The sequence below is a fragment of the Verrucosispora sp. TAA-831 genome (assembly GCF_050780145.1).
GTDB lineage: Bacteria > Actinomycetota > Actinomycetes > Mycobacteriales > Micromonosporaceae > Micromonospora.
Map to the genome: position 1 here is coordinate 5122098 of NZ_CP192240.1, position 21373 is coordinate 5143470.

Annotated in this window: 18 protein-coding genes; 10 read left to right on the forward strand and 8 right to left on the reverse strand. The window is 74.2% G+C overall.

The genetic code is table 11. The features are described 5' to 3' along the window. Positions 1–15: 15 nt before the first annotated feature. The 3 genes from ACQVFL_RS22650 to ACQVFL_RS22660 form a co-directional block, all read right to left on the reverse strand. A complete protein-coding gene (locus ACQVFL_RS22650; protein ID WP_396693183.1) occupies positions 16–993 on the reverse strand; it encodes a carbohydrate kinase family protein in 978 nt (325 codons plus the stop codon). Between the two features lie 248 nt (positions 994–1241). Next, on the reverse strand, positions 1242–1610 hold the full coding sequence (erpA, locus tag ACQVFL_RS22655) for an iron-sulfur cluster insertion protein ErpA (RefSeq protein WP_007072244.1): 369 nt from the start codon (positions 1608–1610) through the stop codon (positions 1242–1244). A 185-nt stretch (positions 1611–1795) separates the two neighbouring features. Then, positions 1796–2935 (reverse strand): glycerate kinase, encoded by a 1140-nt coding sequence (locus ACQVFL_RS22660; RefSeq protein ID WP_396693185.1) that lies wholly within the window; start codon positions 2933–2935, stop codon positions 1796–1798. A 68-nt stretch (positions 2936–3003) separates the two neighbouring features. Here ACQVFL_RS22660 and nadA point away from each other — a divergent pair, with 68 nt between their 5' ends. The 3 genes from nadA to ACQVFL_RS22675 all read left to right on the forward strand — a co-directional run bounded on the left by nadA (position 3004) and on the right by ACQVFL_RS22675 (position 6424). Beyond that, positions 3004–4179, forward strand: coding sequence for a quinolinate synthase NadA (gene nadA, locus ACQVFL_RS22665; protein WP_431727541.1), 1176 nt, complete (start codon positions 3004–3006; stop codon positions 4177–4179). A gap of 213 nt (positions 4180–4392) precedes the next feature. Next, entirely contained in the window at positions 4393–5748 is a 1356-nt protein-coding gene (gene murA / locus ACQVFL_RS22670; protein ID WP_396693189.1) for a UDP-N-acetylglucosamine 1-carboxyvinyltransferase, read from the forward strand. A 73-nt stretch (positions 5749–5821) separates the two neighbouring features. Beyond that, the gene (locus ACQVFL_RS22675; RefSeq protein ID WP_396693191.1) at positions 5822–6424 is read left to right on the forward strand and encodes a DUF3043 domain-containing protein; all 603 of its coding nucleotides are present in this window, start codon (positions 5822–5824) and stop codon (positions 6422–6424) included. Between the two features lie 64 nt (positions 6425–6488). Here the strand turns inward: ACQVFL_RS22675 and ACQVFL_RS22680 are convergent, their stop codons facing one another. Together ACQVFL_RS22680 and ACQVFL_RS22685 are read right to left on the reverse strand one after the other, a co-directional pair. Further along, positions 6489–6797 (reverse strand): AzlD domain-containing protein, encoded by a 309-nt coding sequence (locus ACQVFL_RS22680; RefSeq protein WP_396693192.1) that lies wholly within the window; start codon positions 6795–6797, stop codon positions 6489–6491. Then, positions 6791–7663: an AzlC family ABC transporter permease gene (locus tag ACQVFL_RS22685; RefSeq protein WP_431727542.1), complete on the reverse strand. Its 873-nt coding sequence runs from the start codon at positions 7661–7663 to the stop codon at positions 6791–6793. The genes ACQVFL_RS22680 and ACQVFL_RS22685 overlap by 7 nt, the downstream gene beginning before the upstream one ends. Before the next feature lie 66 nt (positions 7664–7729). Here ACQVFL_RS22685 and ACQVFL_RS22690 point away from each other — a divergent pair, with 66 nt between their 5' ends. The 3 genes from ACQVFL_RS22690 to ACQVFL_RS22700 all read left to right on the forward strand — a co-directional run bounded on the left by ACQVFL_RS22690 (position 7730) and on the right by ACQVFL_RS22700 (position 14599). Then, positions 7730–8290, forward strand: a complete 561-nt coding sequence (locus ACQVFL_RS22690; RefSeq protein WP_431727543.1) for a helix-turn-helix domain-containing protein — start codon at positions 7730–7732, stop codon at positions 8288–8290. A 425-nt stretch (positions 8291–8715) separates the two neighbouring features. Beyond that, positions 8716–13461 (forward strand): WG repeat-containing protein, encoded by a 4746-nt coding sequence (locus ACQVFL_RS22695; protein ID WP_431727544.1) that lies wholly within the window; start codon positions 8716–8718, stop codon positions 13459–13461. 139 nt (positions 13462–13600) lie between these two features. Further along, positions 13601–14599: an aldo/keto reductase family protein gene (locus ACQVFL_RS22700; protein WP_396693200.1), complete on the forward strand. Its 999-nt coding sequence runs from the start codon at positions 13601–13603 to the stop codon at positions 14597–14599. Positions 14600–14651: 52 nt separating this feature from the next. Here the strand turns inward: ACQVFL_RS22700 and ACQVFL_RS22705 are convergent, their stop codons facing one another. Beyond that, on the reverse strand, positions 14652–15443 hold the full coding sequence (locus ACQVFL_RS22705) for a site-2 protease family protein (protein ID WP_396693202.1): 792 nt from the start codon (positions 15441–15443) through the stop codon (positions 14652–14654). Continuing rightward, entirely contained in the window at positions 15443–15643 is a 201-nt protein-coding gene (locus ACQVFL_RS22710) for a hypothetical protein (RefSeq protein WP_396693204.1), read from the reverse strand. The genes ACQVFL_RS22705 and ACQVFL_RS22710 overlap by 1 nt, the downstream gene beginning before the upstream one ends. A 175-nt stretch (positions 15644–15818) precedes the next feature. Here ACQVFL_RS22710 and ACQVFL_RS22715 point away from each other — a divergent pair, with 175 nt between their 5' ends. The 4 genes from ACQVFL_RS22715 (at position 15819) to ACQVFL_RS22730 (ending at position 20125) form a co-directional block, all read left to right on the forward strand. Then, a complete protein-coding gene (locus tag ACQVFL_RS22715) occupies positions 15819–16025 on the forward strand; it encodes a hypothetical protein (RefSeq protein WP_396693206.1) in 207 nt (68 codons plus the stop codon). Positions 16026–16098: 73 nt separating this feature from the next. Beyond that, on the forward strand, positions 16099–18006 hold the full coding sequence (cobU, locus tag ACQVFL_RS22720; protein ID WP_431727545.1) for a bifunctional adenosylcobinamide kinase/adenosylcobinamide-phosphate guanylyltransferase: 1908 nt from the start codon (positions 16099–16101) through the stop codon (positions 18004–18006). Beyond that, a complete protein-coding gene (locus ACQVFL_RS22725; protein ID WP_431727546.1) occupies positions 17996–18769 on the forward strand; it encodes an adenosylcobinamide-GDP ribazoletransferase in 774 nt (257 codons plus the stop codon). Before cobU ends, ACQVFL_RS22725 begins: the two co-directional genes overlap by 11 nt. A gap of 66 nt (positions 18770–18835) precedes the next feature. Then, positions 18836–20125: a DUF2314 domain-containing protein gene (locus ACQVFL_RS22730; protein ID WP_431727547.1), complete on the forward strand. Its 1290-nt coding sequence runs from the start codon at positions 18836–18838 to the stop codon at positions 20123–20125. Between the two features lie 68 nt (positions 20126–20193). Here the strand turns inward: ACQVFL_RS22730 and gcvT are convergent, their stop codons facing one another. Continuing rightward, a complete protein-coding gene (gcvT, locus tag ACQVFL_RS22735) occupies positions 20194–21318 on the reverse strand; it encodes a glycine cleavage system aminomethyltransferase GcvT (RefSeq protein WP_431727548.1) in 1125 nt (374 codons plus the stop codon). Positions 21319–21373: the final 55 nt, after the last annotated feature.

The following is a 21373-nucleotide window of genomic DNA, read 5'->3' on the forward strand; positions in this document are numbered from 1 at the left end:
GCGACGGTGCGACGGTCAGGGCAGCAGGTGCGGGCGGACCTCGTCGGCGGCCTCGTCGCCGTACGACTCGGCGAGGCGCTTGACGAACAGGTCGCGGCGTACCTGGTACTCCTGGGTGCCGACGGTCTCCAGCACCAGCGCGGCCAGCAGCGAGCCGACCTGCGCGGCACGCTCCAGACCGACGCCCCAGGAGAGCGCGGTGAAGAAGCCGGCGCGGAAACCGTCGCCGACGCCGGTGGGGTCGATCGCCTGGGCCTCGCGGGCGATCGGCACGTGGATCGGCGCGAAGTCCCGACCGGCGATCTCCACCCCCTCCTTGCCCAGCGTGGTGACCCGGATCCGGACCCGGTCCAGCAGTTGCGCGTCACTCAGCCCGGCCTTGCTCTGCAACAGCGACTTCTCGTAGTCGTTGGTCATCAGGTACTCGGCGCCGTCGATGAGCGCCACCACGTCCTCACCCTCCATCCGGGCGAGTTGCTGGGACGGGTCGGCGGCGAACCGGTAGCCGCGCTCGCGGCACTCGGCGGAGTGGCGCAGCATCGCCGCCGGGTCGTTCGCACCGACCAGGACCAGGTCCAGCCCGCCGAGCCGCTGCGCGACGGGGTGCAGCTCGATGTTGCGCGCCTCGCTCATCGCACCGGCGTAGAAGGAGGCGATCTGGCACATGTCGGTGTCGGTGGTGCAGACGAAGCGGGCGGTGTGCGCCACCTCGCTGACGTGCACCGAGTCGCAGTCCACCCCGTGCCGCTCCAGCCAGGAGCGGTAGTCGGCGAAGTCGGCGCCGACGGCTCCGAGCAGCACCGGGCGCAGGCCGAGCTGCCCCATCCCGAACGCGATGTTCGCCGCCACTCCGCCCCGGCGCAGCACCAGGTCGTCCACCAGGAAGGAGAGCGAGACCTTGTGTAGCTGGTCGGCGATGAGCTGGTCGGCGAACCGGCCCGGGAAGCTCATCAGGTGGTCGGTGGCGATCGAGCCGGTCACGGCGATCTTCATGTCAACCCTCGGGGTCGGGATCAGGGCGCGGTCAGCCTACCGGCACCACGCCCGCCGAGCGACCAGCCCGCCCAACCTCCCCCCACCGCCCACCTACCCCCGACCGGCGAGGTTGATCAAGGGGTTTTCGCCCTCCCACCGGCCCCCACACGACCAAAACCTCTTGATCACCGCCGGCAGGCGGGAGCGGGGGGGGTGCGGCGGCGGGACGGCCCTCTTGGGCCGTCCCGCCGTCGGGGCGTCGAGACTCAGCTGAAGGAGTCGCCGCAGGCGCAGGAGTTGCCTGCGTTGGGGTTGTCGATGGTGAAGCCCTGGGCGTCGATCCGGTCGGCGAAGTCGATGGTGGCGCCGGTCAGGTACGGGGCGCTCATCCGGTCGACGACCACCTCGACACCGTCGTAGTCGGTCACGACGTCACCGTCGAGCGAACGCTCGTCGAAGAAGAGCTGATACCGCAGGCCGGAGCAGCCACCCGGCTGCACGGCGACGCGGAGCCGCAGGTCGTCGCGGCCTTCCTGCTCGATCAGGGCCTTGACCTTCTGCGCCGCGACGTCGGTGAGGACGACGGACGTGGGGGCCTTGGCCTCGGTCGACTCGGTCTGCGCTGGCGTGGTCACGTGGAATTCTCCCTGCGCGCGTTCGAAGAAGTGGTCTTCCCCTGGCCAACGTCGTTCGCCGGTCAGCGATTCCCACAGCGGTCCAGCTTCTGATTGTAGGCCGCCGAGCGCCGGGTGACCCGGCAGCGTGACCAGCTCCTCCGGGGCGGGCCGGACACCGGGGCCACGCCGGGGACGACCGGAGGTCAGCGACTCCACTGCCGCGCCAGGCGGGAGCCGAGTTCCCGCAGCCCCTGGGCCGGTCGTTCCATCGCCGCCGCCAGGCCGCCGCGTTCCTCGCCGCCGAAGTGCTCCACCAGACTGTACGCGTCGGTCACGCCGACCGACGCCGCCTCGCGCCGCCCGGTGCTGACCTGGCCGGCGAGTACGACGCACGGTACGCCCCGGTCCCGGGCGGCGCCCGCCACCCCGGCCACCACCTTGCCGCGCAGCGACTGGTGGTCGAACTTGCCCTCGCCGGTGACGACCAGGTCGACCTCGTCGAGCACGGTCTCCAGCCCGATCGCGCGGCTGACCAGTCCGATCCCGGATTCGCACCGGCCGCCGAGGGCCAGCAGCGCGGCGCCGACGCCACCGGCCGCGCCGCCACCGGGCAGCGCGCCGAGCCCGCTCGGGCAGCCCGGCAGGTCGCGTTCGAGCACCTCGGCCCAGCGTCCGAGCGCGGCGTCGAGCAGCAGCACGTCGGCGCGGTCGGCGCCCTTCTGCGGCCCGAACACGTTGCTCGCGCCGTGCAGCCCGAGCAGCGGGTTGTCGACGTCGGTGGCGGCGATGAGGCGTACGTCGCGCAGCCGGGGCGCCCCGTCGAGCGTGGCGGCGGCGGCCAGCGCGGCACCGCCGTACGGCAGGGCGTTGCCGGTGTCGTCCAGCGGCACGGCGCCCAACGCGGTGATCATCCCGGCGCCGCCGTCGTTGGTGCCGGAGCCGCCCAGCCCGACGACCACCGTCCGGGCGCCCGCCTCGACGGCGGCGCCGATCAACTGGCCCAGTCCGTACGACGTGGTGGCCCTGGGGTCCCGTTCGGCGGGGTCGAGCAGGTGCAGTCCGCACGCCTGGGCGCTCTCCAGCCAGGCGGTCGCGCCGTCGTCGGTGAGCAGGATCTCACCGGGCACGGCACGGCCCCGCGGATCGGTCGTCGGCACCGGCACCCGCCGACCGGACAGCGCACCGGCGAGTACGTCGAGGAAGCCCGGCCCGCCGTCGGCCAACGGCCTGACCAGCAGATCATCGCCGGGTGCGATCTCCCGCCAGCCGTCGGCCACCGCGGCGGCGACCTCGGGGGCCGGCAGCGTGCCGGCGAACTTGTCCGGACAGAGCAGTACGCGCATGCCTGGCAGTGTGGCAGCCCACACCGGCTCGGGCGGCACGCTGGTCATGCTGTGGGACCATGGTCAGCGTGACGTCGACCTGGGTTGAGCCCTCCAACACCGCGACTGCGCTGCTGCTTCTCGGCCGTGGCAGCGATCCCGCCACCGAGCGTGGCGTGGAGTGTCCGGGTGACCTGCCGGCACCGAGCGACCCCGATCTGGTGTCCCGGGCGGCGGCGGCCAAGGCCGCGCTCGGTGACCGGGTCTTCGTGCTGGGGCACCACTACCAGCGTGACGAGGTGATCCAGTTCGCCGACGTGACCGGTGACTCGTTCAAGCTGGCCCGCGAGGCCGCGGCCCGGCCGGACGCGGAGTACATCGTCTTCTGCGGCGTGCACTTCATGGCCGAGAGCGCCGACATCCTCACCTCGGACGCGCAGCAGGTGATCCTGCCGGACCTGGCGGCCGGCTGCTCGATGGCGGACATGGCCGCGCTGCCGCAGGTCGAGAGCGCGTGGGACGTCCTGACCGAGCTGGGCATCGCGGCGCAGACGGTCCCGGTGACCTACATGAACTCGTCGGCCGACATCAAGGGGTTCGTCGGCCGCAACGGCGGGGTGGTCTGCACCTCGTCGAACGCCGAGCGGGCCCTGCAGTGGGCGTACCAGCAGGGCGAGAAGGTGCTCTTCCTGCCCGACCAGCACCTGGGCCGCAACACGGCGGTGTTGGAGATGGGCTTCACGCTGGACGACTGCGTGCTCTACGACCCGCACAAGCCGGGTGGTGGGCTGACGCCCGAGCAGCTTCGCGACGCGCGGATGATCCTGTGGCGGGGGCACTGTTCGGTGCACGGCCGGTTCACCCTCGACAGCGTCAACGACGTCCGCGAGCGGGTGCCCGGGGTGAACGTGCTGGTGCACCCGGAGTGCCGGCACGAGGTGGTCACCGCCGCCGACCTGGTCGGTTCGACGGAGTACATCATCCGTACGATCGAGGCGGCGCCGGCCGGTTCGGCCTGGGCGGTCGGCACCGAGCTGAACCTGGTCCGCCGGCTCGCGCTGGCACACCCGGACAAGCAGATCATGTTCCTGGACAAGGCCGTCTGCTACTGCTCGACGATGAACCGCATCGATCTGCCGCACCTGGTGTGGGCGCTGGAGGAGCTGGTCGGCGGTCGGGTGGTCAACCGGATCACCGTCGACGCCGACACCGCGCACCACGCGCGGGTGGCGCTGGACCAGATGCTCGCACTACCGGGCTCCTGATCACTCTCGGCAACCATTGCCGTACACAAAAGTGCCGGATCACCGATAAATGCCCCCAGGGGTAGTGTGACCGGATCCATTCTCATCACAGAGGGCTATGCTGCCGGGCGGACGAGACACCGCGGGCGTGTGCGTTTGGCCGCGACCGCGCCGTGGGTAGCCACCCGCGGTGACCCACATCGATACGGCAGCACGCACGCGCTGGAGGTTGCGTTGACCGACGACGTCCTGGTCGTACACGGAGGCACCCCGCTCGAAGGGCGGATCCGCGTGCGCGGTGCGAAGAACCTGGTTTCCAAGGCGATGGTCGCCGCCCTGCTCGGCGACAGCCCGAGCCGGCTGTTCGACGTACCCAAGATTCGCGACGTGGAGGTGGTCCGGGGTCTGCTCGGGCTGCACGGCGTCAAGGTGACCGACGGTCTCGAGGACGGCGAGCTGGTCTTCGATCCGGCCAACGTGGAGAGCGCGAGCACCGACCAGATCAACGTGCACGCCGGTTCCAGCCGGATCCCGATCCTGTTCTGCGGGCCGCTGCTGCACCGTCTCGGGCACGCCTTCATCCCGGACCTCGGCGGCTGCCACATCGGGCCCCGCCCGATCGACTTCCACCTCCAGGCACTGCGGGAGTTCGGCGCCACCGTCGACAAGACGCCCGAGGGGCTGCACCTGTCCGCCCCGAACGGTCTGCACGGCACGAAGTTCTCGCTGCCCTACCCGAGTGTCGGCGCGACCGAGCAGGTGCTGCTCACCGCCGTGATGGCCGAGGGCGTCACCGAGCTGCGCAACGCCGCCGTGGAGCCGGAGATCATCGACCTGATCTGCGTCCTGCAGAAGATGGGCGCGATCATCAAGGTGCACACCGACCGGGTCATCGAGATCCAGGGTGTGCCCCGGCTGCACGGCTACACCCACCGGCCGATCCCGGACCGGATCGAGGCGGCGAGTTGGGCCGCTGCGGCCCTGGCCACCCGGGGTCACGTCGAGGTGCTCGGTGCCGAGCAGGCCGACATGATGACCTTCCTGAACGTCTTCCGCTCGGTCGGCGGCGAGTACGAGGTGACCGACGCCCGTCCGCCCAAGCTCGGGCACCCGGGCCAGGAGGGCGGCATCCGGTTCTGGCACCCGGGCGGTGAGCTGAACGCGGTGGCCCTGGAGACCGACGTGCACCCGGGCTTCATGACCGACTGGCAGCAGCCCCTGGTGGTGGCGCTGACCCAGGCGCGGGGCCTGTCGATCGTCCACGAGACGGTCTACGAGCAGCGGCTGGGCTACACCGAGGCGCTCAACACCATGGGTGCGAACATCCAGGTCTACCGGGACTGCCTGGGCGGCACCCCGTGCCGCTTCGGCCGGCGCAACTTCAAGCACTCGGCGGTGATCGCCGGGCCGAGCAAACTGCACGCCGCCGACCTGGTCATCCCCGACCTGCGGGCCGGTTTCAGCCACCTGATCGCCGCGCTGGCCGCCGAGGGCACCTCCCGGGTGTACGGCGTCGACCTGATCAACCGGGGCTACGAGGACTTCGAGGCGAAGCTCGCCGACCTCGGCGCGCACGTCGAGCGCCCCTGACCCGGCCACTCCCGTACGAGCCCGGTGCACCCGCGATGTGCACCGGGCTCGTGGCGTTGGCTACCCTTGCCGCGTGCCGTCGCTGTTTCGTCGTAAGTCCGCCGACCTCGCCGATCCCGTCACCGAGCCGGAGACCCCGGCCGAGGAGGAGTCGGAGTCCACTCGTGCGCGTGGTTACACGCCGAGCAAGGGGCGGGAGACGCCCAAGCGGCCGACCACCGGCCGTCGACCGGCCGGCGCGACCAAGCCGCTGAGCAAGGAAGAGGCCAAGGCGCTGCGTCGCCAGCGGCGGGCCGAGGCGTCGGCGGAGTTCCGGCGTGAGGGCGGCCCCCGTGACCGGGGGCCGGAGCGGCTGCTCGCCCGCAACGTGGTCGACTCCCGGCGTACCGTCGGCACCTGGTTCTTCGGCGGCGCGCTGGTCGTGCTGATCGGCTCCAACCAGGCGATGCCTCCGGAGATCCGGCTCGCGTCCAACCTGCTCTGGGGCGCGTTGGCGTTGGGCGTGGTGATCGACTCCGTGCTCATCTCGCGCAAGATCAAGAAGTTGGTCCGGGAACGCTTCCCGCGCACCGACCAGCGGATGGGCTCGCTCTACTTCTACGCCATCATGCGGTCGATCACCTTCCGCAAGCTGCGTACGCCGGAGCCGCGCGTCGCCATCGGCGACCCGGTCTGATCCGACGGTCGCCGCCACCCGGCGGCGACCGCTCCGGCAGGTTCCCGTCGCAGACCGACAGCGGTCACGGCACGCCGAGTAGGCGCAGCCCGGCGGCGGTGCCGGCGGCGGCGAGGACCACCACCACGAACGGCGCGCGCCGCCAGGCCAGCGCCACCCCGACCAGCACCCCCGCCGGGCGGGCCCAACCGGCGAACCCGCCCGACTCGGTCAGCGCCGCGGTGGCCGCCAGCGCCGCCAGCAGGGCCGCCGCGCCGACCGGCAACAACTGCCGCGCCCACGCCGGCAGGTCGAGCCGGTCCCGCAGCAGCACCCCGGCGACCCGGAAGGCGTACGTCCCGACGGCCAGCGCCACGATCGCCGCGATCAGCACGGCTCCTTCTCCCCTCGCCCGGCCGGCACCGGCTCGGTCCCCGGCGCGTCCACCGTCGGCGTGTCGGCGGGTACCGGGCCGTCCCCTGGCGCAGCGTTCTCTATCAGGCCGCCCGGCACGGAACCCTCCGGCGCACGGGTCTGCGGTGCGTCGACCGCCGCCGAGGACACCGGCGCGTCGGCCGACGTCGGACCGGTCCGGATCCGCCGGACGGCCAGTAGTGCCGGGCCGGCCAACGCGAGCAGCACCGGCAGTCCGGCAGGGAGCAGCGGCGTGGTGAGTACCGCCACCACGGCACCGACCAGCGCCATCCGCCGGGTCTCCGGGTCACGCAGGCTGGGCAGCAGCAGGGCGATCAGGCCGGCGGGAAAGGCCGCGTCCAGCCCGAGCGCGGCCGGGTCACCGGCCACCCCGCCGGCCAGCACGCCGAGCACGGTGCCGACGTTCCAGGCGAGGAAGAGCAGCACCCCGGCGAGCCAGAACGCCCGGCGACGGTCCGCACCGGGCGGTCGGGCCAGGGTGAAGGCGGTCGCCTCGTCGGTCATCAGGTGACTGCCGAGCAGGCGGTGCCGCAACCGGCGGCCGATCGTGTCACCGAGGGTCAGCCCGAACGGCAGGTGCCGGGCGTTGAGCAGCAGCCCGGCGAAGACGGCGGCGACCGGGTTGCCGGCGGCCAGCAACCCGACCGCCATGAACTGGGCGCCACCGGCGTACACCAGCACCGACATGGTCACGGTGGCCCAGCCGGGGATTCCGGCCGCCACGGCGACCGCGCCGAACGAGGCGCCCACGGCGATCATCGCCACGGCGATGGCGGCGACGTCCCGAAGTACGCCGGCCCCCGGTGTTCGTTCTGGCATACGCATGGTTCATCATGATGAACACGCCGCTGATGTTCGTCAAATAGAACAGCATGACCGACGGAGCGAACCATGGCCCCCGAACCCACTCCCCCGTTGGCCACCATCGCCGCCGCCCTCCGCTACGAACGGCGGCGGGTGGGCATCTCCCTCACCGAGCTGGCCCGGCGGGCCGGCATCGCCAAGTCGACGCTGTCGCACCTGGAGTCCGGCGTCGGCAACCCCAGCGTGGAGACACTGTGGGCGCTGGGAGTGGCGCTCGACGTGCCGTTCAGTCGACTGGTCGAGCCGCCGGCCACCACGGTCCGGGTGATCCGGGCCGGCGACGGCCCCCGCATCCGCTCCGAGCACGCCGACTTCGTCGGCACGCTGCTGACCGCCGGAGCCGCCCACGCCCGCCGGGACGTGTACCTGATCGAGCTGGAACCGGGCCGGGTGCGTACCGCCGACCCGCACACCCCGCGGAGCGTGGAACACGTGGTGGTGGGCTCCGGCCGACTGCGCTGCGGCCCCGAGCAGGAGCAGGTGGAACTCGACCCGGGAGACTACGCGACCTTCCCCGGCGACGCCCCGCACCGCTACGAGGCCCTCGCGCCGGGTACCTTCGCGGTGCTGGTGATGGAGCATCCCTGAGCCGCGACGGGCGGCGCGACGGCGAGTTGACCAAGGGTGGCGGATCGCCGGAATTCCGACCCGACCAAAGACCTAAATGTCCTGATCAATAGGATAACGTTTAGGTTCGACGAGGGTGCCGCAGTGGCGGTGAACGAGCCCGCGCCGCTACCCTCCATGCGCAGCCATTCGGTGCCGGGACGAGCGACTTCACCGGCCTGCGGGGGTGCCCAGCGCGACCATTTCCGACGAGGTGACATCGGCGTGAGCGAGCGGACGCGAGCCGACCACCGGGGCACGCCCGTGAGCGGGCGGACGTCGGTCCCGTGGTCTGCCGTGATCGTGCCTTCCGGTGCCATCCCGCCCGCCGGGCCACCCCGAGACCACCGTGCCGCAGCCGGCGCCGCCACCCGGCGACGTCCCGGCCGCAGCGACGGGCCCGGCGGATGAGTCGCGGCTACGCCGACCGGTGGCCCGGCCCCGCCGACCCCTCCTGGGTCCTCGAACCGACGGCCGAATGGCAACCCCAGTTCCCGGGCCAGCGATACCCGGGCGACATCGGCCTCGACCACCAGCCGCCACCCGGCCGCAGCCGGTCCAGCGCCGTCGGCCGCGCCGAGGTGCCACCACTCGCCCCGACCCGACCCGACGGCACGTACGTCGGCCGCTCCTGGGACGACGAGCCGGACGGCCGCCCGGGACGGCAGGACGTCCCGGAGCCCCGACGCCACGACGGACCCACCAGCGCGCCGCCGTACGACCGGTCCCCCGCCGGTCCGCGTCCGGAACGGCCCGACGCCGAGGGTCGCTGGTCCGAACGCGGACGGGACGGGATCACCTGGTCCGAAACGGGCGCGCAGGGTGTCGCCGGTGCACCGACTCGCCGCGACCAACGCGACCCGGACCGGTTCCCGCCCAGGGACCCGGAGCGACGCGACCGGTACGCCCCACCCGGCCCGGACCGCCGCGACCAGCGGGAGCCCGACCGCTACGCCCGACGCGACCCGGACCGACGCGACCCTCGGGAACCGGACCGGTACGCCCGACACGACGCCGACCGTCACGTCCGGCCCGAGGAGGACCGCCGCGACGCCGACCGGTACGACCGCCGGGCTCCGGACCGACGCGACCCGGACCGACGCGGCTGGGACGCTCCCGAGCGCCGCGACGCGGATTGGCGCGACCGCGATCCCGACCGACGCGATCCCGACCGACGCGATCCCGACCGACGTGACCTCGACCGACGTGACCTCGACGGCCGCGACCCGGACCGGTACGCCCGGCGCGACCCCGACCGACGCGACGACCGAGACCCCGACCGGTACGCCCGGCGCGGCCCTGACCGACACGGCCCCGACCGACGTGACCCCGACCGCTATGCGCGACGCGAGCCGGACCGACGCGACGACCGGGACGGTTACGCCCGCCGGGATCCGGACCGACACGACGACCGGGACCCGGAGCGCTATGCCCGGCGCGGCCCGGACCGATGGGACGAGCGCGACCCCGACCGCCGCCCCCAGCGTCCGCGCCGTGCCGAACCCGTGGGGCGCGACGGGCGCTGGGACCGGGACGCACCCGTCTCGCCGGCGAGTCGTCGGGAACCCGGTTGGACATCGGAGCCGGACGACGACCGGCGGCGGGCCGCCGCGACGCGTCGACCGGCCGAGGACGCCGACCGCCGACCGCCCGGCGAATCCTCCTCGCGACCCCGCTACCAGTGGAGCAGCCACCCCGGCGAGCCGTCGTTCGACGACCGACCGGCGGTGGAACGGTACGACTACCGCGACGACTTCAGCGTGGGTGACCCGGACAGCGCCCCGTACCCGGACGGCTACGTCGACGAGGAGCCGATCCGCGCTCCCCGCGACGAGTGGGATCGTCCCGACCCAGCGCGACCGGAGCCGCCCGCAGGCGGAGACCTGCCGTGGCCCGCGCCGGGGCCGCTGCGTCCGAGCACCGGGCGCGACCACCGCGAGTACCAGCGGCCGGCGGCTGCCGAGCCCGACACCGAGCGGTACCAGCCGGACGAGCGTCGTCGCGCCGACCTCCCGGCCCCGGCCGGGCCCGAGCGGTTCGAGGCGGACCGCCCGGCCGCGCGGCGTCCCGACCTCGACCGCCCCGTCTCCCCCGCACCGGACGGCGACGTGCCCCGGCCCGGTCGTCCCCACCTGTCGGTGGTCCCCGACCGACCGGTGTCGCCCGCACCTGACTCGGACCGTCCGGTGTCGCCCGCGGCCGGCCGCGCCCGGCCGGTCTCCCCCGCTCCGGAGCGGGGTCGGCCCGACGTCACGCACCGGGACCGGCCTCTCGCCGCGGTCCCGGACCGGCCCGACGACGTCGACCGCGACCGGCCCACCGGCACCCGCCCCGACCGGGACCGCCTCGACCGCCCGGACCCGAACCGGGACCGGCCTGCCGCAGCCGCCGGGAACCGCGCGCCGACCGGAGACACCGTCCGCCCCGCACCGCTGCACCAGCACGAGGTACGCCCGGCGCCGCTGCACGAGCACCAGGTCCGTCCCGCTCCGTTGCACGACCAGCCGGTCGTCGCGACCCCGCCACCGAGCCCGGCGCCCTCGGTCGCGGCGGCACCGCCCGCCGCCGGTCCGCCACCGGTCCGTCCGGTCTCCGCACCGCCCGCGCACCGCCCGGTCAGCGCCCCGCCGAGCCACCGCCCGGCCGCCGCACCGCCACCGACCTCCGCACCACCTGGCCACCACCCGGCCAGCGGGCCACCGCGCCACCGCCCCGCCGTTGCCCCACCGCCGGTCTCCGCACCGCCCGCGCACCGCCCGGTCAGCGGGCCACCCGGCCACCGCCCGGTCTCCGCACCGCCCGCGCCGGCGGCTGGCGGGCCGGTACGCCCGCCGGTCGAACGCCCGCCCATCGAGCGACCACCGGTCGAGCGGTCCGTGCCGGAGCCTCGGCCCGCCGACCGGAAGCCGACCCGCTTCCTGCCGTCGCCGGCCGAACCGGCCGCGCACTCGCCGTCCCCGCCGCCGCCCGAGAACGGCGCGGGATGGTTCGGGGCGGCGGGTCCCGGTGCAGTCACCCCCGACCGGCCCGCCCGTCACGGTTCCCCGGAGGCACCGGAGCCATCGTGGTTCGCCGCCGGACCGACGGAGACGGAGCGGCCGGTCTCGGGACCGCCGACGCCGGCTCTTGCCACGCCGTCGTTGCACTCCGACACCGACGCCCCGGCACGCCCGGTCTCCGGGCCGCCCGCACGCCCGATCTCCGGAATCCCGGACCGGCCGGTCTCGGGACCACCGGACCGGCCGGTGTCCGCGCCCGTCTTCCCGGAGACGTCCGCGCCGTTCGCCGCCAGTCCGTCCGATCTCGATCCGGCGGACCGGATTCCGCAGCTCGCCATCCCGGTCTCCGCACCACCGGCCCTCGACCTCTCGACGCCGATCTCCGTACCACCTGCTCCACGCTCGGCCGACCGGGACCTGCCGGCACCGATCTCCGCACCGCCGTACCTCGACACGTCGGCACCGGTCTCCGCACCACCCGGCCCACACGCAGCCGACCGGGGTCTGCCAGCGACGGTCTCCGCACCACCCGCCGCCCCGGTCTCCGCCGTGCCCGCCCCGCCGCAGGCGGAGACCCTCGCGGATCTCGACGGCCCGTCGGCGTCGGCCGCGCCGGTGTCCGCACCGCCGCACCAGACGTCCCCGGGCACCTCAGTGCCGCAGACCATCGGCACCACGGCGTCGGGCCCCCCGCCGACGGTCACCGACGACCTCCTGCGCGGGACCGGCGACCTCCGGCCTGGCGACGACCGGCCGGCGGCGGACACCGACCCGACAGCGCCGGAGGACGAGCCGCAACCAGCGGCCGGGCCGGAACAGCGGGACGAGCCGGAGCCGGAGGATGAGCCCGAGGCACCGGCCGACCCGGAGCAGGTGCTGACGCACTACCCCTGGCGGCTCGACCCGACGACGCTGCGCGAGACGGTCGACGATCCGGAGGAACTGCGGGAACTCCGGCAGGGGCTCACCGACAAGCTCGCCTCCGCCCTGGACAACCGGTCCCGGGCCCGGTTGCTGAGCCTGCGGGCGGTGGCGTCGCGTGTCCTCGGTGATCTCGACGACGCGTTGGACGACGGCCGGTTGGCGCTGACCTACGCGGAGGCGACCGGCGAGCTGCGGCGGTCCGCGCTGGCACAGGCGCGCTTGGCGCACGTGTTGCGGTGGCGGGGCGAGTTCGCCGAGGCCGACCGGTTGTTCGCGGAGGCCAACTCGGTGGAGCTGCCGGACCGGTTGCGCGCCGCGTTGCACGAACACGCCGCGCGGTCCTGCTATGACCAGGGCCGGTTGATGGAGGCGTGCCACCACTTCGAGCGGGCCCTCGACCTGCGCGGCGAGGGGGACGCCGAGTTGCTGGCCCGGGTACGCACCGGGCTGGACGCGGTCGCCGCGCGCGCCGAGGAGAGCGGCTTCGGGCCGTACCCGCGCAGTTGGGACGAGGTGCTGGAGCGGGAGCGGCCCCCGGTGCCCACCCGCGACGGCGACGAGGGCATGTGGGGGTACGCCGACGGCGAGGGTGACCTGGTCGTCCCGGCCCGGTACGCCGAGGCCCAGCCGTTCCGGGAGGGTCTGGCCTGGGTACGCGGCGCGCCGAACGACCGGTGGTCGTTGATCGACCTGACCGGCGAGACGGTTGTCGAACCGACCTACCTGGCGGCCCGGCCCTTCTCCGACGGGCTGGCCTGGGTGGTGCGGGACGAGAGCGGCTGGCTGGCGGTGGACACCGCGGGTGCGGTGGTGGTGCCGCCCGGTTTCGCCGAGGTGCGACCGTTCCGCCGGGGCGTGGCGGCGGTCCGCCGCGACGGATGGGGTGCCGTCGACCGCACCGGGCAGATCGTGGTGCCGACCCGCTACCACGGTTTCCACACCACGCTCGCCGACGGCCGGTACGTCGACGGTTTCACCGACGAGGGACTCGCCGTGGTCGACCTGGCCGGGCGCAAGGGCGTGGTGGACCGGACCGGTCAGGTGCTGGTCGCCCCGGCCCACCCGGTGCTGCTGATCCATCCGGTGGCGTTCCTGGCGACCAACGGGGTCGGGCAGTGGGGCGCGCTGGACCGGCGCGGCGGGTCGCTCATCGATCCGATGTTCCGCAACCCGGACGAGGTCGTCGCGGAGATCGAGGGGCTGCTCAGCGACACCAGCCCGACGCTCTGACCTGGACGGTCCAGCCGTCGCGGCCGGGGACACGGTCCCGTCCGCGCCCGGCACGCCACCGGGGACGGACGGCCACGCCCGCCGGTGCGTCGAGAATCGCCCTGGCCGTTCGTACCCCCGGTGGGGCTAGGGTCGTGGCATGGAATTCCGACACCTGGGCCGCTCCGGCCTGATGGTCAGCGAGATCTCGTACGGCAACTGGATCACCCATGGCTCGCAGGTCGAGGAGGATGCGGCGTTCGCCTGTGTCCGAGCCGCCCTGGACGCCGGCATCACCACCTTCGACACCGCCGACGTGTACGCCGGCACCCGCGCCGAGGACGTCCTCGGCCGGGCGCTGGAGCAGGAGCGGCGCGAGGGCCTGGAGATCTTCACCAAGGTGTACTGGCCCACCGGTCCGGGCCGCAACGACCGGGGACTGTCCCGCAAGCACATCATGGAGTCGATCAACGGGTCGCTGCGCCGGCTGCGGACCGACTACGTCGACCTCTACCAGGCCCACCGGTACGACTACAGCACGCCGCTGGAAGAGACGATGGAGGCGTTCGCCGACGTCGTGCACGCCGGTAAGGCGCACTACATCGGGGTCTCCGAGTGGAAGGCGTCGCAGATCCGCGAGGCCCACGCCCTCGCCCGGGAGCTGCGCATCCCGCTGGTCTCCAGCCAGCCGCAGTACTCGATGCTCTGGCGGGTCATCGAGAGCGAGGTCGTACCGACCTCCGAGGAGCTGGGCATCGGCCAGATCGTCTGGTCGCCGATGGCGCAGGGCGTCCTCACCGGCAAGTACCTTCCCGGCCAGCCGCCGCCCGCCGGTTCCCGGGCCACCGACGAGAAGTCCGGCGCGGGCTTCATCGCCAAGTGGCTCACCGACGACGTGCTGACCCGGGTGCAGCAGCTCCGGCCGCTGGCCGACCAGGCCGGGCTGACCATGGCCCAGCTCGCCGTCGCCTGGGTGCTGCAGAACCCGAACGTCTCCTCGGCGATCATCGGCGCGTCCCGCCCCGAGCAGGTGCACGACAACGTCAAGGCGGCCGGGGTCAAGCTCGACGCCGGTCTGCTCAAGGCGATCGACGAGATCGTGGAGCCGGTCACCGAGCGGGACCCGGCGCGTACCGAGTCCCCGGCCGAGCGCCCCTGATCCGGTCCGTTTCCGGCCGGGGCGTTCACCTGCCCCGGCCGGGACCCCCGGTTCAGCTCTGCCAGAAGCGGACCAGGTCCAGGCCGGTGGCGTAGAGCCAGGGCGGCAGGCCCAGGAGGTCACCGATGGCGAAGACCGCGTCGAAGAACCAGCCGCCGATCGTCGGGTTCCAGAGCAGCGCGAACAGCAGGATGAAGCCGTACGGCGCGAAGAGGTCGTACATCCGCCGGTAGGGCGGGCTCAGCCACGGCTGGATCATGTTGCCGCCGTCGAGTCCGGGCACCGGGAGCAGGTTGAGCAGGCTGGCGGTGACCTGGAGGAAGGCGAGCAGGGCGACGGCGGCCCAGAACTCCACCGGCCCGCCGCCCGACGAGCCGAGGCGCAGCACCGCCACCAGCACCAGCGCGAACACCACGTTGGTGGCCGGGCCGGCGAGGCTGACCAGGGTGTGCCGCAGTCGTCCGGCGATCACGTGCCGGTCCACCCAGACCGCGCCGCCGGGCAGTCCGATGCCGCCGAGCAGCACCACCGCCACCGGCAACGCGATGGACAGCAGCGGGTGGCTGTACTTGAGCGGGTTGAGCGTCAGGTAGCCGCGGTGGGCCACCCCCCGGTCACCGAACCGGTACGCGACCAGGGCGTGGGCGTACTCGTGCAGACAGAGCGACACCAGCCAGCCGGTGACCACGAAGCCGAACACGGCGAGGCGGACGTTGCCCACCCCGTGCCAGGTCAGTAGTGCGCTGGTGACCAGCAACGCGACCAGGGCCAGGAACACCGGGCTGGGCCGGAACGCGGCCCGGGGCACCCCCAGCACCAGCGGCTCGGAGTCCCGGGGCGTCATCACTCCGCCGGGGGTTGCAGGCTCATCCGGTACTCCACCCGGTCGTCCTCCAGCAAGGCGACCGAGGTGACGCCGGACGCGGCGAGCTCGCGCCAGGTCTGGCCGACCCAGGACTCGGCGTCCGCCTGGCTGCCGAACGACTCCCCCGGCCCGTCGACCGACTCGCCGTTCGCGCCCTCGTACCGCCAGCTCCACGCCATGTGCGCGTCTCCCCTCGCCGCTGATGTCCCGCTGGGACGGACCTGGCGCCAGCGTAGTCGTACCGCACGGCCGACCGCCCGACCACGGGCGCCGGTCGAGGGTGCTCCGGCACGCGGTTGACCCTCGCCGGGCCGGGTATCTCCCGAGGAACCGGATCTTCACGGAGGCGAGACGATGACGACACCCATCCCGGAGATGGACACGGCACAGCTTCGCGACATCGCGGTACACGGCGGTATCGAGGGCGCTCGGGAGATGGACCGGGAGGAACTGATCGACGCCCTGGTCGCCCGTCCCGGCGAGGGTGCCTGGCAGGAGGACCCGAAGCCGGCGGACGTCAACCCCAACGACTACATGTACCAGTCCCCCGAGCATCGGTGAGCTGGCGCGGGAGGCGTCGCCGCACCGCCCTGCGAATGCCGCCCGCGCGCGGCCGGCCGTTAAGGTACGAGCCATGTCCCTAGACGGGTGGAACACGCTCCTGGTGCTCGGCGGCATCCGCTCCGGCAAGTCGGAGTTCGCCGAGTCCCTGGTGGCCGACGCGGCCACGGTCCGGTACGTGGCCACCGCCGCCGGCGGAGGCGACGACGACGCGGAGTGGGCGGCACGGATCGCCGCGCACCGGGAGCGCCGGCCGGCGACCTGGAGCACCGAGGAGACGGCGGACGACCCGCGCCGACTGGCCGACGTGCTCGCCGCCGCGCGGCCGGACGAGACGTTGCTCGTCGACGACCTCGGCGGCTGGGTCACCGTGCTGCTCGACCCGGGCCACCAGCCGGCCGACGACACCGCCACCGTCGCCGAGCTGGCCGCCGCCGTCCGGGACTGCCCGGCACGGCTGGTGCTGGTCAGTCCCGAGGTCGGCCTCTCCCTGGTGCCGACCACGCCGCTGGGCCGGGCCTTCACCGACGCGCTCGGCGCGGTCAACCGGGCCGTCGCGGACGCCTGCGACGCCGTGGTGCTGGTGGTCGCCGGCCAACCGGTCCGGCTGAAGCCGACCGCACCCGACCCGGTTCCGGCCACCGAGTCCGCGCCGGGCCCGTCCGTCGCCGTCAACGGCACGGCGGTACCCGCACAGGGCGGCCCGAGCCACGCGCGTCCCGCCGCGCCGCTGCCCGCCTCGCCTCCGGTGAGCGCCCCGGCGGCACCGGCCGCACCGGCCCCGGTCCCGGCCGCCGACGACACCGGCTGGACCGCACCCACCATGACGCTGCCGGTGGCCGACACCGGTCTGGTCATCCAGCCGGGCATGGAACTGCCGATGCCCGACGACTACGCCGGTCCGCAGGCGGTGGAGCGGCTGGCCACGCTCGACGTGCCGGGCGCCGGACTCGGCGTCCTGGAACAGGTCGTCTCGTTCGCCGCCGCCACCCAGGGCACGCCGACGCCGGCACCCTGGCAGTCGGTCCGGGTGCTGCTGCTGCACGGTGACCACGACGGCGGGAGCGCCGCCGGCACCCCGGCCGGGGAGTCGGCCCGGCGTGCCGAGGCGGCCCGCGCCGGCCAGGGCGTACTCGCCCGGTTGGCCGCCGAGAGCGGGGCGAGCCTGCAGGTGGTTCCGGCGCCCACCGCCGCCGCGATCGAGCACGGCCCGGCGCTCACCGCCGAGCAGGTCGACGCCGCGCTGCGGTACGGCTGGCGGCTGGCCGAGGAGGCGGTGGACTCGGGCGTACAACTGCTGGTGGTGGCGGCGTGCGGCGCCGGCACGGAGGCTGCGGCGGCGGCGGTGCTGGCCGCGACGGCCGGTGCCGAGGCGCCCGCCGTGCTCGGCCGGGTGGTCACCGCGGACGGCGAGATCGACGACGTGGCCTGGATGGCCCGTTGTGCGGCCGTCCGGGACGCCCTGCACCGCACCCGGCGGGCCTCCCGGGACGCCAAGGACGTGCTGGCCCAGCTCGGCGGTGGGGACATCGCCGTGGCCACCGGCATCCTGCTGGGTGCCACCGCGCGCCGCACTCCGGTGCTGCTGGACGGACCGGTCGGTGTGGCCGCCGGCCTGGTCAGCCGGGACCTGGCCGGGCAGGCACGGCACTGGTGCATGCTGGCCGACCACGGCGGACACCCGGCCGTCAAGTTGGCCTCCGACGTGCTCGGCCTGAGCCCGCTCGCCCAGCTTCGCCTGGACCTCGGCGAGGGCGCCAACGCGCTGACCGTGCTGCCGCTGCTGCGCTCGGTGCTGGCGCTGGCCGCCGCGCTGCCGCCCCGCCCGTCGCCCGACGGCGCGGACGCGACGGAGCCGGTCGAGACCGACGAGCCGGAGCCGCCGGCCGAGACCGACGAGCCGGACTTCCGCGAGCCCGAGCCGGCAGGCCCGGGGCCGACCAGCACCGAACCGGCGGAGCAGGGCACGCGTGCCGGCTGAGCCCCGGCTCGGCGACGGGGCGCGGCTGGCCCTGACCACCTTCACCATCCTGCCGGTACGCGCCGGCCGGATCGACCGGACCACGGCCGGTACGGCGATGGCGCTCGCCCCGGTGGTCGGTGCGCTGCTGGCCGTACCACTCGGCGTCCTGCTGCTGTCGCTCGGCGCGGTCACCGCACCGCTGGTCGCCGCCGGGGTGACCGTCGCGGCGGGCGCGCTGCTCACCCGGGGCCTGCACCTGGACGGGCTGGCCGACACGGTGGACGCGCTCGGGTCGTACCGGCGTGGCCCGGCCGCGCTGGAGATCATGAAGAAGCCGGACGTCGGGCCGTTCGGCGTGGTCGCCCTGGTGCTCGTCCTGTTGGTGCAGGCCGCGGCGCTGGCCGAGGTGGTCGGTCGGTCCGGGCCGGCGGCCTTCGCGGCGGTGCTGGCGGCGGTGGCGGCCGGTCGGCTCGGGGTCTCGCTGGCCTGCCGTCGGGGTGTCCCGGCGGCCCGCCCGGACGGGCTCGGCGCGCTGGTCGCCGGCACCGTCGGGCCGGTCCCGCTGGCCGTGGCGACGGTCGCCGTGACGCTGGCGGCGGTCCCCGCCGTGCCGGACCGCCCCTGGCAGGGACCGCTGGTCGTGCTCGCCGCGCTGGCCGTCGCGGCCGGGCTGCTGCGACACGTGGTACGCCGCCTCGGCGGCATCACCGGCGACGTGCTCGGTGCCACCGTGGAGCTGGTCACCACGCTGGTCTACCTGGGTCTGGTGCTGTCCGGCTGAGCGGCACGGCCGTCGGCGGGTAGCGTTCCTTGTCGACAGCACCGGCGCGGCCACCCTGGGGACGACATGCTCATCACCGACGACTTCCTGCCCGTACCGGTCCCGGAGTCGCTCACCGCGACCTATCTGGTGCCGACGGTGGGGCTGCCGTCGGTGACCGCCCGCACGGCGGTCCGCGGCCTGGCCGGTCGGCTGGCCGAGCCGGTGCACGGGCTGGCCGAGCAGATGCTGGACAGCCCGCTGATGAGCGTCGACATCCGCCCGATCGGCGAGTTCCCCGAGTTGCCGCCGGACCTGCTCACCGCGTTCGGGGCCAGCAAGGAGCAGCTCGACCGGCTGGCCGCCGCGAGTCACCTGGTGGTGGTGCAGGCCGAGTACCGGCCGGGCTGGCCGCCGGCCCACGAGTGGGCGGCCCGGGCGGTGGCCGCCGCCGTGGCCGAGGAGGTCGGCGGCGACGTGGTCGACGTGTTCGGGTTGCAGTTCCTGGACCCGGCGGCGGCGCTGCGTTCGCTGCCCGACGCCGAGGGTCGGGTCCGACTGGTCGACTGGGTGCTGGTGCCGTACTCCTCGGATGCCGAGGGGCTCTGGTTCACCACCAAGGGGCTGCGCCGCTTCGGGTTGCTGGAGTTGCAGACCCAGGGCGTGCCGGACCACCTCACCCGGGCCTGGGGCGCGGTGATGACCGGCGCCGCCCGTCGGCTGCTGCGGGACTGGACCGACGGGCTGGCCGGCGAGGAGGTGCCGGCGTTCGTGCCGCTGCCGGTGCTGGCCACGGTCACCGGGCACGACATCGCCGTCGCGTACGGCAATCCGGAGCAGCACGGGGCGACCGCGCCGGTGCTGTTGCGGCTGGAACTGGACCCGGCCACCGACCCGGAGGCCGACTCGTTCCTGAGCCTGCGCCCACCCGCCGGGCACCCCGGCCCGGACGGACGCTACTTCGCCGCCGCCTGCGGCACCCTGTTCGCCGGTATCCAGCCCGACGTGCGGTACGCGCGCTCCGGCGACGCGATGAGTCGGGCGGTGGCCACCGCCCGCGCCGGGCTGGGCGACATCCGGGCCCGCTTCCGCGCCGGCCAGCTCCCGCCGCAGACCCAGCTCGTGGTCAAGTACGGGCTGCCGGGCGACGACGGCCCGGAGTACGTCTGGGCCGGAGTGACCGGGTGGGACACGCCAGAGCGGATCGTCGGCGCCAGCGCCAGTGACGCCAACACCGATCCCTCGGTCCGCATCGGCTCGCCGGTCGAGGTGGAGGTCGCCGACGTCGTCGACTGGGCCGTCCTGGACACCTCCGGCGTCGTCGAGGGCGGCTGGACCCAGGCCGTCCTGGACGCCGGGGAGCCGCCCCGCTCCTGAGTCACCGCACCCGGGGCGCGACCGTCACGTCACGCCGGGGCGACCGGCACGTGACGCAGGGCCGCCCGTCACGTCACGGAGGGGTCGACGAAGGGTGGCCGGGCCAGCCGGACCGCCAGGCGACGACCGCGCACGTCCACCTGGAGTTCGGTGCCGTCGGTCAGGGCCGGGGCGGTGTCCACCAGCGCGAGGGCGATGCCCTGCTTGCGGGTCGGGCTGAACGTGCCGCTGGTGACCGTGCCGACCCGGGTGTCCCCGTCGTACACCGCCATTCCGGGGCGCGGGATGGCCCGGTCGACCGCCTCCAGTCCGCGCAGCGTACGCGTCGGACCGGCGGCCTTCTCCGCGAGCAGCGCGTCCCGCCCCCAGAAGGCCGGCTTGTCCCAGCCCACCGCCCAGCCGGAGCGGGCCTGCACCGGGCTGATCTGCAGCGACAGGTCCTGCCCGTGCAGCGGGTACCCCATCTCGGTGCGCAGGGTGTCCCGGGCGGCCAGCCCGCAGGCGCGCGGCGGCGGGTCGGCGGCGAACAGCGCGTCCCAGACGGTGACCGCGTCGGCCGCCGGGACCACCAGCTCGAAGCCCAGTTCACCGGTGTAGCCGGTGCGGCACACGGTCAGCGCCACCCCGTCGAGGGCGGCGGGCGAGAAGCTCATGTACCCGTGCTCGGTGGGCAGACCCAGCCCGGCCAGCAGCGCCGCCGAACGCGGTCCCTGGACCGCCAGCACCGCGTACGCCTCGTGCTCGTCGGTGACCGTGACCTGCTCCGGCGCGGCGGCGCGCAGCCGGCGCACCACCTCGGCGGTGTTCGCGGCGTTCGGGATCAGGAACACGTGGTCGTCGGCGTACAGGTAGGCGATGATGTCGTCCACCACGCCGCCGGTGGCCTCGTCGCAGCAGAGCGTGTACTGCGCCCGTCCGGGACCGATCCGCCCCAGGTCGTTGCTGAGGCAGGAGTTCACGAAATCCGCCGCGCCCGGCCCGGTCACCCGTACCTTGCCCAGGTGCGACACGTCGAACACGCCGACGTCGGTCCGCACCGCGGTGTGTTCCCGCAGCACTCCGCCACCGGCGTACTCCAGCGGCATCTCCCAGCCGCCGAACGGGGCGAACTTGGCACCGAGTGCGGAGTGTCGCTCGGCCAGCGGGGAACGACGCAGCCGGGTCTCGGCGGCGTCGGTGGTCACGTCGGTCATGGGTGGGAACTTACCGGGGCGGACCGGTCTGGTTAGCATCGGCGGGACCCACCGG